This is a genomic window from Streptomyces diastaticus subsp. diastaticus (assembly GCF_011170125.1).
Taxonomy (GTDB): Bacteria; Actinomycetota; Actinomycetes; order Streptomycetales; family Streptomycetaceae; genus Streptomyces; species Streptomyces diastaticus.
Genome location: NZ_BLLN01000002.1, coordinates 397,665 through 409,551, shown reverse-complemented (window position 1 = coordinate 409,551; position 11,887 = coordinate 397,665). Strand labels below are relative to the sequence as shown.

Here is an 11,887-nt window from a genome sequence, read left to right as displayed (position 1 = left end):
GCCTTCGCCCGCGGGCGTTCCGGTGCCCTGGCTCAGCTGCTCGCCGGCAGCCGGACGGCATCCGCCGTCCCGGCGCGTCCCGGCCTTGCCCGCTCCCTCGGAGACTCGCCTCGTCGGGGCCGGCTCCGCGCCCGGGTGTCCCCGTCCTCCCCGTGCGGGCCCCGCGCCCGCTCCGACGCGGTACGCGACCGGGCCCTGGCAGACTTCCTGCACACCTACGACCACCACCGCTGCCACACCGCACTCGGAGGCCGGCCACCGATCAGCCGCGTCAACAACGCTGCGGGTCAACACAGGTGTACTGATCAAGCCACCAGCGTTGACAACGCTCATGATCAATACACCTAGGACCTGTCCGGCACGTCCCGGCCGCGGGTGGCCAGCGCCTCCAGCCCCGGCTCGAACACGCCGTCCTCGAACTGGGCGGCCAAGGCGGCCCCGTCGGGGCCCAGGGGGCGGAAGGTGGCCGTCCAGGTGACCGAGCAGCGGGTGCCCCCCTCGGGGCGGACCTCGATGCGCCCCCGGTGATCGACGGCCGGGAAGGGGTGGCTGGTGAAGGCGTACTCCTGGATCATCCGGGTGTCGTCGCTGCTCAGGAGTGTCTCGGTGAGCCGGGTGCCGTCGGTGGTGACCAGCTCGCGCAGGTACGGATCGTCGGGGTGGGCGGTGCTGGAGGCGATGCCCGGGTGCCAGGCGGCCAGCGCGGGGAAGTCGGCGATCTCCCGCCAGACGGCGGCGGCCGGGCGGTCCATGGTGCGGTCGGCGCGCGCCTCGACGCGCTGTCGCCGCGGGGCCGGCAGGACCGGCCGGAGTTGCCGTCCGCGCTGCTGGGGCCGGTCGTGCTGGGGTCCGGTCGGCACGGGCTCTCCTGGAAGGGGTCGGTACGGCGTCGGCGCGTCCCCGTCTGTCTAGTCCGGCTGCCCTGCCGCGCGGGGCGGGCGGGGCCCGTTTCACCCGAACGGGGCGGCCCGGAACGGCAGCCGGAGCGGCCCCGGAGAGCGTGGTGTGCCGTAGCCGCCGTATGGCGTCCGGCACCGTCCCCGCCTGGTCGTGTTCGTGGACTATGCCAAGTCCGCGCACCTCCGGAATCGGCTTACGGAGAGCCCCGTCGAGGGGGGAGACTCTGAGCCGTAGCGTTCACTTCGCCGGTGCGAGTTGGAGGTACTGCCGATGACCGGATTCCTGGATCCCGGCTGGGAGAAGTCGTCCGTCGTCCGGGGCGTGCGGCCCTGAGAAACCGGCCGGGCCCTCCGTCAGGGCCCGGCCCCACCGGCGTTCCGGCCGGGTCACGACGGGCGGGCGGAAACAGCCGCGAGCGCCCAGCTCCGGCGCCGGCCGCGTCCTACCGGTACAGCCCGTCCCCGTGCGGCCACACCCGGGAGGCGACGACCTCGGCGACCAGGTCGGGGGTCAGCTCGGTGGTGTCGATGACCTCGGCCTCGCGGTACAGCCACGGCAGGGCCTGCTGGTAGTGGGGGAGGTGGTCCAGGCGCCACTGGCGGCCGGCGGCGCTCTCGGGCGCGGTGTCGGAGGCGATGCGGTGGACCAGGGTGTCCGGGTCGGTGTGGAGCAGGAAGTGGTGCACGGGGACCCCGGCCTTCGCCAGGCCCGCGCGGATCTCCTGCCAGTACGGCTCGACCAGCACCGTCTGCGTGACGACCAGCGTCCCCCCGACGTGGTCCAGGACCTGGCGGGCGGTCTCCACGACCAGCCCGCGCCAGGGCGGGAGGTCCTGGAAGTCCCCCTCCGGTGCCCCCAGTACGTGCCCGAGCATCTCCCCGATCCTCTCGGTGTCGAGGACCCGGGAGTCGCGTATCCGGGTGGTCAACTCCCCGGCCGTGGTGGTCTTCCCCGCTCCGAACGTGCCATTCAGCCAGATGATCACCCCGCGACTTTACGTGCTCTTGGGCTTCCCCGGGAGGCGGCGGGAGCGGCTTGGCGCAGACCGGTCCCTGTCCCGGCGCCGGCGGCGGGCGCGGGCGGGGCGGGCACCGAGGCGGCGGGAGACCCGCCCCGACGTCCGCGCGTCCCGGTGCGGGCCGGCCGGCCGAAGGCGGCGGGTGCGCGAGGCCGGAGAGGACCGGCGCGGGGAGCGGGCCCGGCGTGTGGCGCTCCGAGGCCCCGGAACCGTCCAGCGGCCCCGGCCCCGGCCCCGGCCCCGGCTCCGCCCCGCTCCGCGAGCCCGGAGCCCACCTCGGTACCAGGCCCCGCGTCGGCCCCGATGACGGCTGAGGGACGAGCGCCGGGAACGGGGTGGGGCACCATGGCGTACGACGCCCCGCGCGTCCGCCCCGCCCGTACCGCACCCCGGAGCCGCGCCGTGTCCCACGCCCTCAGCCACGACGACGTCAAGGCCGCCGCCGAGCGGATCGCGGGCCAGGTGCGGCCCGTCGCCGTCGCCCCGCTCGACCTCGGCTCCTCCGGCCCGGGGCGGCCCGGCCGGGTCCACGCCGCGCTCGAATTCGCCCAGCACACCGGGAGCTTCAAGGCCCGGGGCGCCGCCAACTTCGTCGCCGCCCACCGCGAGGCCGGGACCCTGTCGGAGGCCGGGGTCACCATCGCCTCCGGGGGCAACGCCGGGCTCGCCTGCGCCTGGGCGGCCCGCGCCCACGGCGTCCGGGCGACCGTCTTCCTCCCGGCCACCGCCCCCGCCGTCAAGGTCGACCGGCTGCGGAAGTACGGCGCCGAGGTGCGGCTGACCGGCAGCGAGTACGCCGAGGCGCTGGCCGCCTGCGAGACGTACGCGGCCGAGTCCGGCGCGCTCCCCAGCCACGCCTACGACCACCCGCTCATCGCGGCCGGGGCGGGCACTCTCGTCGACGAGATCCGGCGCCGGCTTCCCGCCCTGGACACGCTCGTGGTCGCCGTGGGTGGCGGCGGGCTGTTCGCCGGTGTCGCCACCGCCGCCCGTCACCACGGCCTGAAGACCGTCGCCGTCGAGCCGACGGGCACCCGGGCCCTGCACGCCGCGCTGGCCGCCGGGGAGCCGGTCGACGTGGCCGTGGACTCCGTCGCCGCCGACTCGCTGGGCGCCCGCCGCGCGGGCGTACTGGCCTTCGCCGCGGCCCGGCACGAGGGCGCACGCTCGGTCCTGGTCTCCGACGAGGCCGTGGAGGAGGCCCGCCGCACCCTCTGGGAGGAACACCGCTTCGCCGTCGAACACGGCGCCGCCACCGCCCTCGCCGCCCTCACCGACCCGGCCCCCGGCAACGGCTACGTCCCCGCCCCCGACGAAACCGTCTGCGTCGTCCTGTGCGGCGCCAACACCGACCCGGCCACGCTCTGACTTTCCGAGCCGCCCCCGCTCAGGCCGACACCGTGGCGGCCCCGGTGGCCGCCGGGCCGGAGGGGGCGTGCTGACTCCCGCCATGCGCCGAGGAGCCCGGGGCCGCAGTGCGTGGCGCCCAACTCCCGTCCCTGGCCCGTCAGTCCGCCGAATAATCCGTCGCCCGGACCGTCCCCGGCCGGTAGGAAGGGCTCATGGAGACGGAACTGACGGACGGCGTCGGGCGGATGCTCGCCGAGCGGGCCTGTGAACGGCTGATCGTGGAGTTCGGGCGGCGGCTCGACCTCGGGGAACCGGGGGAGGCCGCCGAGCTGTTCACCGAGGACGGGGTGTGGGAGTGGGCGGCCGGGGAGCGCCGGATCGAGGGCAGGGCGGCGCTGCGGGCGTACTTCGACGGGCGTCCCGCCGACCGGCTCTCGCGGCGGGTGGCGAGCAACATCCTCGTGACGGTCGCCTCCCCGGCCCTCGCCAGGGCCACCAGCTACTTCCAGACCTACCGCGTCGACGGCCACACCGCGGACCCGGTCCCCGCGCGGCCGCCTGTCCAGGTCGGGCACTACGAGGACACCTTCCGGCGGGCCGACGGGCGGTGGCTGCTCGCCCGTCGGAACCTCTTCCTCGCCTTTCGCCGGACCCACCGACCGTCTCGGCGGACCCACCGACCGTCTCGGCGGACCCACCGACCGTCTCGCGGCCGGTGACCGTCTCGCCGGATCCGGTGGCGCCTGACCGCGTGCCCCGTGGCCCCCGTCCACAAGTGGTGGACAACGCGGGCGGGGTGGAGCCGGGCGCCCCGCCCGCGCCCTGCTCCCGATCGGCGAGGACCGGCGAACTCCCCTCGGCCATCCGGGACTTCCATGCCTGGGCCGGTCGCCGAGGTGCGCCCGGAAGGTCGGCGCGTACGCCTCGTGGGCGGCCGGGGCGTGCGCGTACCATGCGGAAGGATGACACAGGGGGGAGTCGTTCCATGAGCGGCTGGATGTGGTGGGGCCTGGCGTTCATGCTGCTGGGCGGCGGAAGCTGGATCGGCGAGAGCGTACGGAGTGCCCTCAAGGCCCGGCACACCCGCAGACTGGAACTGCAACGCGCCGAGACCGAGCGGCAGCGCGCCCTCGACGCGGCGAGCCGCCCGCCGGAGCCCGTCTGCGGCTGCACGCACCACCTCGCCAAACACGACAAGCAGGGCACCTGCCACGAGCGGGTCGAGGCCCCGGTCGAGTGGGACGCCGACCGCAAGCCGGTGAGGTTCGAGGAGCGCCCCTGCAACTGCCAGCGGTACGTCGGTCCCGAACCGCTCGGCACGGTGTACGCGCCGGAGATCACCGACCGGGGCTGAGGTGTCCGGACCGCCGGATCAGGCCGGGCGGGAGGGGTCCCACACCTCGCCGGCACCCGCGTCGGCGTCCCTCCTCGGCCGCGCTCCGGCGCCCGGCTCCGCGCGCCCCGGCCAGGGTGGAGGCGTACGGTCGGCAGGGGGCGCCCGTCCCTGTCCGGGGTGTCGCGCGCCTAGGGGCGCGGGGCCGCCCGGATGAGCCCCGGTCTGCCGGGCACGCGCTCCCCCAAGGCCCTGACGTGGGCGAACGTCGTCGAGAAGGAGGCCCCATGGCCACCCCGACCCCTCGCATCCTGATCATCGTCACCAGCGCCGGGGAGTACGAGAGCGCCGGCTACCGCACCGGCCTGTGGCTCGGCGAGCTGACCCACTTCTACGACGTGGCCGAGGCGGCCGGGTACGGCCTCACCATCGCCAGCGTGGACGGCGGGCGCGTCCCGATCGACCCGGAGAGCCTCTCCCACGACGTCCTCGCCGACCAGGGGACCGGACGGCGCTACGCCGACCGGGAGTTCATGAACCTGCTGGAGGACACCGTCGCCGTGGCCGACGTACGGCCCGAGGAGTACGACGCCGTCTACCTGACCGGCGGCCACGGGACGATGTTCGACTTCCCTCGGAGCAAGGCGCTCGGGGAGCTGGTCGCCGCGTTCCACGACGGCGGCCGGGTCGTCTCGGCCGTCTGCCACGGGCCGAGCGGCCTGCTGGACGTGGTGCTCGCCGACGGGGAGCCGCTGGTGCGCGGACGGCGGGTCACCGGCTTCTCCTGGCCCGAGGAGGAGCTCGCGCAGCGCGCCGAGGCGGTCCCCTTCAGCCTGGAGGAGCGGCTGCGCGGGCTGGGCGCGGCGTACAGCGTCGCCGAGGAGCCCTTCGCGCCGTACGTGGTCGAGGACGGGCTGCTCATCACCGGGCAGAACCCGGCGAGCGCCGCCCCCGTGGCGGAGGCGGTGGTACGGGCCCTGGGTTGAGCCCCGGCGCGGGGGCACCCGCCGGGACGGGCCGCCGGGTCAGTCCCGGCCGGCGGCGCGCGGCCGCCCGCGTGCCGCCGCCTCCCGTGCCAGGCGCCACTCCCGCACCACCTCGCCGACCTTGAAGCGGGGGATGCCCAGCGGCGGCCCGGGCGGCGGCATCAGGTGCAGGTCGGTGATCCGCCTGTTCAGCTCGGCGACCCGGCGACGCACCTCCGCCTCGTCCTCGACCCGCGCCAGCACCGCGGGCAGCTCCTCGGCGTCCCGGCGGCAGACGGCCACCAGCGAGGCCGAGGCGTCGGCCCGCTCCTGCCCCAGCCCCTCCCGCCGCATCTTCGCCTTGACCCACCACAGCGCGTCGTACTCGGTCTCGTTGCCCGGCAGCGGCTTCCCCCGACCGGGCAGCTCCGCGAACTCACCCCGCCGCTCGGCCTGCCGGATCTGGTGCTCCACCCAGTCCTCGTGCGAGACGTCCGCCGGTTTCCGCTCTGTCATGGTTCCAGGGTCGCAGGAGGCGGGGCGCCGCTCAAGGGAAGCGCCGGCGGACGGCCGGTTCCGCTCGCCGCGCGGACTCGTCGAGCGGGACGCCGGCTTCCGGCGCCGGTGCCGTCGGCCGGCCGTCTCCGTTCCGCCATGGGCCCGGAGCCGCACAGGCGGGGACGGGGCACAGAGAGGGCAGGACCCCGGCGCCGGGCCCGGCCCCCGCGTTCACCGCCGCCCGGGCTCCTCGCCCCCCACCCCCACCGCCTCCTCCGCCCACGCGCGCTGGAAGGCGTAGCGGGCGGCCTCGACCTCGTGGCGCTGGTCGGCGTGGAGGACGCCGAGGGCGTAGGCGGTGGTCGGGGCGATACGGGGGGTGGCGGCGGCGGAGGCGGCCTCGTGGGCGGCCTCGGAGGCGTCGCGGTGCTGGTCGAGGGCGCGGCGGGCGGCGGCGACGCGGGGGCCGGGCCCGGTGCCGGGGGCGACGACCTCCTGGGCGTAGCGGTGCAGGCGCAGCAGCAGGCGGACCTGGTGCCAGGGGGTGTCCTGGCCGTCCGGGGCCGGTACCGCGAGCGCCAGCGCGTCGGCGTTGTACGGGTGGCCGGCGCGGTGCAGCGGCAGGGCGGCCACGGCGTCGGCGAGGCGGCGGGCGGCGGCCTCGGCGAGGGCGTCGGCGCGCGCGCCGGAGCGGAGCCGGTCGTCCGGGGCGAGCGGCACCTCGCCGCCGAGCAGCGCGACCTCGTCGACCAGGGCGTGCAGCCGGGCCGAGGCGAAGGCCGTCAGGCACGCCGAGTGGGCGCGGGTCCGGGCCAGGGTCAGGCGGCGCTCCAGCAGCGCCCCGGCCTTGGCCGTCCCTATGCCCGGGCCGCCCCGGCGGGGCGCGGCCGGCCCGGAGAGGCGGTGGAGCGAGGCGAGCAGCCGGGTCAGTCGGGCCGCGACCAGGTGTTCGTCGGCGAGGACGCCGCCGAGCCAGGTCAGCTCGGGCCGCAGCCGGTCTGCCCACTCCCGGTCCAGCAGCGGGCGGAAGGTGTGCAGGATGGCGCCGAGGCGGCGCGCCGAGCGGCCCAGAGCGCGGGCCGCCTCCCGGGCCTCCTGCGGGTCCTGGGCGGCCTCGGTGTGGTGGCGCAGCGCCCGCAGGAAGGCCGCGGCCTCGGCGCGCAGGGCGGCGGCGACGGGGGCCGCCGCCGGGTCCGGGCCCGGGGCCGTCTCGGGCAGGTGGTCCGGCTCAGGAAGTCGGGGCACGTCGGCGCCTCCGCGCGTCGATCAGCATTTCCTGTACGTGGCGGAGCGCCTTGCCGTCGGCGTCGTGGCTGTGGCGGGTCCACTCGCCGTCGGCGTCGAGGTGCCAGGAGCTGGTGGTGTCGGCCATGCCGGTCTCCAGCAGCCGGTCGAGGGTGGCGCGGTGGGCCGGGTCGGTGACGCGGACCAGCGCCTCGATACGCCGGTCGAGGTTGCGGTGCATCATGTCGGCGCTGCCGAACCACACCTCGGGATCGTCGCCGTTGCCGAAGACGAAGACGCGGGAGTGTTCCAGGAAGCGGCCGAGGACGGACCGCACCCGGATGTTCTCCGAGAGTCCGGGCACACCGGGCCTGAGCGCGCAGATCCCGCGCACCCACACGTCCACCGGCACCCCGGCCATGCTCGCCCGGTACAGCGCGTCGATGACCGCCTCGTCCACCATCGAGTTGACCTTGACGCGGACGTACGCCTCGCGGCCCGCCCGGTGGTGCTCGATCTCCTGGTGGACACGGGCGACCAGGCCGGCCCGCAGCGAGTGCGGGGCGACCAGCAGGCGGCGGTAGCTCTCGCGGCGGGAGTAGCCGGAGAGCCGGTTGAAGAGGTCGGAGAGGTCCGCGCCGACCTGCGGGTCGACGGTGAGCAGGCCCAGGTCCTCGTAGAGGCGGGCGGTCTTGGGGTGGTAGTTGCCGGTGCCGACGTGCGAGTAGCGGCGCAGCAGTTCGCCCTCCTGGCGGACCACCAGCGACAGCTTGCAGTGGGTCTTCAGACCGACCAGGCCGTAGACCACGTGGCAGCCCGACTCCTCCAGCTTCCGCGCCCACTTGATGTTCGCCTGCTCGTCGAAGCGGGCCTTGATCTCGACCAGGACCAGGACCTGCTTGCCGGACTCGGCGGCGTCGATGAGCGCGTCGACTATCGGCGAGTCGCCCGAGGTGCGGTACAGCGTCTGCTTGATGGCCAGCACGTCCGGATCGGCCGCGGCCTGCTCCAGGAAGGCCTGCACGGAGGTGGAGAACGAGTCGTACGGGTGGTGCAGCAGCACGTCCCGTTCGCGGACCGCCGCGAAGATGTCCGGAGCGGACGCCGACTCGACCTCGGCGAGGTCGCGGTGGGTGCGCGCCACGAACTTCCGGTACTTCAGCTCGGGCCGGTCGAGGCCCGCGATGCCGAACAGTCCCGTGAGGTCGAGCGGGCCGGGCAGCGGGTACACCTCGGCATCGCTGATCTTCAACTCCCGCACCAGCAGGTCCAGTACGTACGGGTCGATGGACTCCTCGACCTCCAGGCGCACCGGCGGGCCGAAGCGGCGGCGCATCAGCTCCTTCTCCAGGGCCTGGAGGAGGTTCTCGGCGTCGTCCTCCTCCACCTCCAGGTCCTCGTTCCTGGTGAGCCGGAACATGTGGTGCGCCAGCACCTCCATGCCCGGGAACAGCTCCTCCAGGTGGGCGGCGATCACGTCCTCGATGGGCACGTACCGCTCCGGTGACGCCTCCAGGAAGCGCGACAGCAGGGGCGGCACCTTCACGCGGGCGAAGTGCCGGTGGCCGCTGACCGGGTTCCGGACCACCACGGCGAGGTTGAGGGAGAGCCCCGAGATGTAGGGGAAGGGGTGTGCCGGGTCGACCGCGAGCGGGGTCAGCACGGGGAAGATCTGCTGCCGGAACAGCGTGAACAGGCGGGCCTGCTCCTCCTCGGTCAGCTCCGCCCAGCGCACCAGGTGGATGCCCTCGTCGGCCAGAGCCGGGGCGATGTCCTGCTGGTGGCAGGCGGCGTGCCGGGCCATCAGCTCGCGGGACCGGGCCCAGATCATTTCCAGCACCTCGCGCGGCTGGAGCCCGGAGGCCGACCTGGTCGCCACTCCGGTCGCGATGCGCCGCTTCAGCCCCGCGACCCGGACCATGAAGAACTCGTCCAGGTTCGAGGCGAAGATCGCCAGGAAGTTGGCGCGCTCCAGCAGCGGGGTGTACGGGTCCTCGGCCAGCTCCAGCACCCGCTCGTTGAAGGCGAGCCAGCTGCGTTCCCGGTCCAGGAAACGGCCCTCGGGCAACTCCGCCTCGTCGTCGCCCGCGTAGTCGTCCGGGTCGGAGTCGAGGTCGGGCTCCAGGGTGGGGACAACCTGCGGCTGGTGCGAGGAGGCGAGCGGGGCGAGCGGGGCGAGCGGGGGCCGGGGCGCCTGGGAGCCCTGCTCCAGCGGGTCAGGGATCTCTCCTGGAGTACGCAGCATGGCCCCATTCTTCCCGGTCCCGGGGGGCGGGGGCGCGTCGGAAAGGGCCGAAGCCAGCCTCAGGGGTGGCTTCCGCTCGGGCTCGGGCGCTGCGGGCTGCATGGCGCGAGCGTGCCAAGGGTTGCTGAATCAGGGGTTACGGGGATGTGGCGCGCGGGGTGTGCGGGGGCACCCTTTTGGGTGGGGCGGGCCGGGGGGCGGCGGGGCATGTGCGGTGCCCGGCTTGGAGAAGGCGTGGGTCGAGCGCACCGGCCAGCCGCCGGGCCTGCCCCCGCAGCCAGCGGAGCGCGAGGCGGCGGGTCGGGACGATGGTCCCGCCCCGCCGAGGCGGACGCTGGTCCTGGCGTCGCCGCCGGGGCCCGGGGCCCGCGAACCCGGCCCGCCACCGAGGTCAGGGCGTGCGCCGCCGCAGGACGAGGAAGGCGGCGCCCACGGCGAGGACGGCCAGCAGGAGGACGAGCCCGGTCTCGACGAGCATGACGGGCAGGCGGTGGGAGAACGGGTGGAACTCCACGAGCCAGCTCTCCGCTCCGGCCCGCGACCCGCACCCCGCGATCCCGCCCGGTGTGGCGTAGCAGGATTCGAGGTCGATCCGGGCCCCGTCCCCCGTCACGAGCCACTGGCCCCGTATGTCGGCGTCCTCGGGCCAGTCGGTTCCGGAAGCGGGCCAAGCGCTCCGGTCCCGGGTGAAGGGGACGGCCACGGTGGAGACCGGCCACAGCCAGGGCCGGACCGCCACGCCCACCACCAGGGACAGCCCGGTCCCGGCCACCCCGGCGAAGACCGCGGGCAGGGTACGCCCGATGAGCGTCCCCGCACACACCCCGAAGGCCAGCCCGAGCAGGCAGTACGCCACGAGTACGGGCCCCGAGGCGGCGTACCCGCCGGGGACCCAGCCGCCGACGCCCCACGCCCCTTCCACGGGGGCGAGCGCCGTCCGGTAGACCATGACCAGGAGGACCCCCGCCACCGCGACGGCCACGGAGGCCAGCGCGAGGGTGGAGCGGAGCCAGCGGACCGGCGAGGCGGCGGACTGGGTCCACAGGAGGTGGTGGGTGCCGAGTTCGCGTTCGCGGGCGGTGAGCGGGCCGGCCGCGTAGGCGGCGACGACGAGGGGGACGAGGAGCAGCACGTTCTGGCTCTGGTTGAGCAGGGACCAGAAGACGGAGTGCGCCGTCCCGTACGAGTTCAGGCCCGGGCATCCTTCGCCGGAGCGGCAGGCGGCGACATCCGCCGGACCGTACAGGGAGCGCCACAGCAGCGCGCCGAGCAAGACCAGGGCGAAGAGCCCGGTCAGGGACGCGCCCACCACCAGCGCCCTGCGGTGCAGCCGCAGCGCGGCACGCGGGAGAGCGGTACGGAGGGCGCTGCCAGGGACCGGGGCGGGCTCCTCGGGCCGCCGGTCGGGGGCCAGGGTCGTCGTCACGCCCGCACCCCCGACCCGGCCAGGTCCCGCACGGTCGCCTCCGGAGCGAGCAGGGCGGGCGCGGACGGCGTGCGCAGGTGGGCGAGGAGGACTTCCTCCAGGCTCGGTTCCTCGCACTCCCAGTGGGAGCCGATCGGGCCTTCGGGGCGGATCAGGGCGCTCTGGCCGCGTCCGGTCGGACGGGACTCGATCACCGTGTGCGGGGCGAGTTCGGCGGGCCCGCCGGGGCCCGTGACCAGGCGGTGCACGGCGGTCAGGTCGTCCACCGGCCCGGCCATGCGCACCCGCCCGCCGCCGAGGAGGAGCAGGGAGTCGCAGGCTCCGGCCAGCTCGCCGAGGATGTGCGAGGACATCACGACGGTGGTGCCGTGCTCGGCCGCCTCCGCGAGCAGCGTCCCCATCAACTGGTGGCGGACCAGCGGGTCGAGGTCCGAGACCGGCTCGTCGAGCAGGAGCAGGGCGGGCCGCTTGCCGAGGGCGAGCGCCAGCGCCACCCGCGTCCGCTGCCCGCCGGAGAGCCCGCGCACCCTGGCGTACGGGTCGAGCGCCGACTCCGCCCCGTCCTCGTACACGATCCGTTCGGCGGCCTCCTGGTCCCAGCGGCCCGGGTTGAGGTCCGCGCCCAGCCGCAGGGTGTCGGCCACGGTCAACTGCGGGAACAGTGCCTTGTCCTGGGCCACGTACGCGATCTCGCACCGTGCCTCGGCCGGGGTCGTGCCGAGGACACGCAGCTCCCCGCCGGAGGGCCTGGCCAGGCCGGCGGCAAGGGTGAGCAGGGTGCTCTTGCCCGCGCCGTTGGGCCCGACCAGGGCGCAGATCCGCCCGGTGGGCAGCCGGAACGAGCAGGCGTCGAGCGCGGCCCGGCGCCCGAACCGTTTGCCGAGGCTCCGGGCCTCGATGGCGGTGTCGGTCATGGTGATTCCTTCGT

General features: G+C 75.4%; 10 protein-coding genes and 1 pseudogene. 4 read left to right on the top strand and 7 right to left on the bottom strand.

The window, feature by feature from the left end; all coding sequences use genetic code 11:
• Positions 1–344: 344 nt before the first annotated feature.
• Together Sdia_RS03720 and Sdia_RS03715 are read right to left on the bottom strand one after the other, a co-directional pair.
• Positions 345–860, bottom strand: coding sequence for an SRPBCC family protein (locus tag Sdia_RS03720; protein WP_100458204.1), 516 nt, complete (start codon positions 858–860; stop codon positions 345–347).
• A gap of 482 nt (positions 861–1,342) precedes the next feature.
• Positions 1,343–1,885: a P-loop nucleotide/nucleoside kinase family protein gene (locus Sdia_RS03715; protein ID WP_100458203.1), complete on the bottom strand. Its 543-nt coding sequence runs from the start codon at positions 1,883–1,885 to the stop codon at positions 1,343–1,345.
• Positions 1,886–2,263: 378 nt separating this feature from the next.
• On the opposite strand from Sdia_RS03715, the gene Sdia_RS03710 reads away from it, so the two are divergent.
• The 4 genes and pseudogenes from Sdia_RS03710 (at position 2,264) to Sdia_RS03695 (ending at position 5,587) form a co-directional block, all read left to right on the top strand.
• Entirely contained in the window at positions 2,264–3,286 is a 1,023-nt protein-coding gene (locus Sdia_RS03710; protein ID WP_189500497.1) for a threonine/serine dehydratase, read from the top strand.
• A 194-nt stretch (positions 3,287–3,480) separates the two neighbouring features.
• Positions 3,481–4,015, top strand: a pseudogene (locus Sdia_RS03705) (nuclear transport factor 2 family protein).
• Positions 4,016–4,253: 238 nt separating this feature from the next.
• Positions 4,254–4,622 (top strand): hypothetical protein, encoded by a 369-nt coding sequence (locus Sdia_RS03700; protein ID WP_100458201.1) that lies wholly within the window; start codon positions 4,254–4,256, stop codon positions 4,620–4,622.
• 266 nt (positions 4,623–4,888) lie between these two features.
• Positions 4,889–5,587, top strand: a complete 699-nt coding sequence (locus Sdia_RS03695; RefSeq protein WP_115067678.1) for a type 1 glutamine amidotransferase domain-containing protein — start codon at positions 4,889–4,891, stop codon at positions 5,585–5,587.
• 39 nt (positions 5,588–5,626) lie between these two features.
• Here Sdia_RS03695 and Sdia_RS03690 read toward each other — a convergent pair whose 3' ends face one another.
• The 5 genes from Sdia_RS03690 to Sdia_RS03670 all read right to left on the bottom strand — a co-directional run bounded on the left by Sdia_RS03690 (position 5,627) and on the right by Sdia_RS03670 (position 11,873).
• The gene (locus Sdia_RS03690) at positions 5,627–6,082 is read right to left on the bottom strand and encodes a DnaJ family domain-containing protein (protein ID WP_100458199.1); all 456 of its coding nucleotides are present in this window, start codon (positions 6,080–6,082) and stop codon (positions 5,627–5,629) included.
• A gap of 213 nt (positions 6,083–6,295) precedes the next feature.
• Positions 6,296–7,309 carry a CHAD domain-containing protein gene (locus Sdia_RS03685; RefSeq protein WP_100458198.1) on the bottom strand — a complete coding sequence of 338 codons (1,014 nt, stop codon included), beginning with the start codon at positions 7,307–7,309 and terminating at the stop codon, positions 6,296–6,298.
• Positions 7,293–9,533: an RNA degradosome polyphosphate kinase gene (locus Sdia_RS03680; protein WP_115067680.1), complete on the bottom strand. Its 2,241-nt coding sequence runs from the start codon at positions 9,531–9,533 to the stop codon at positions 7,293–7,295. Before Sdia_RS03680 ends, Sdia_RS03685 begins: the two co-directional genes overlap by 17 nt.
• Before the next feature lie 391 nt (positions 9,534–9,924).
• A complete protein-coding gene (locus Sdia_RS03675) occupies positions 9,925–10,959 on the bottom strand; it encodes an ABC-2 membrane transporter-related protein (protein ID WP_100458196.1) in 1,035 nt (344 codons plus the stop codon).
• Positions 10,956–11,873 (bottom strand): ABC transporter ATP-binding protein, encoded by a 918-nt coding sequence (locus tag Sdia_RS03670; RefSeq protein ID WP_189500496.1) that lies wholly within the window; start codon positions 11,871–11,873, stop codon positions 10,956–10,958. Before Sdia_RS03670 ends, Sdia_RS03675 begins: the two co-directional genes overlap by 4 nt.
• Positions 11,874–11,887 lie beyond the last annotated feature (14 nt).

Coding starts and splice junctions, on each gene's coding strand:
- Sdia_RS03710 (WP_189500497.1), top strand. CDS start 2,264: ATGGCGTACGACGCCCCGCGCGTCCGCCCCGCCCGTACCGCACCCCGG.
- Sdia_RS03700 (WP_100458201.1), top strand. CDS start 4,254: ATGAGCGGCTGGATGTGGTGGGGCCTGGCGTTCATGCTGCTGGGCGGC.
- Sdia_RS03695 (WP_115067678.1), top strand. CDS start 4,889: ATGGCCACCCCGACCCCTCGCATCCTGATCATCGTCACCAGCGCCGGG.
- Sdia_RS03690 (WP_100458199.1), bottom strand. CDS start 6,082: ATGACAGAGCGGAAACCGGCGGACGTCTCGCACGAGGACTGGGTGGAG.
- Sdia_RS03680 (WP_115067680.1), bottom strand. CDS start 9,533: ATGCTGCGTACTCCAGGAGAGATCCCTGACCCGCTGGAGCAGGGCTCC.
- Sdia_RS03670 (WP_189500496.1), bottom strand. CDS start 11,873: ATGACCGACACCGCCATCGAGGCCCGGAGCCTCGGCAAACGGTTCGGG.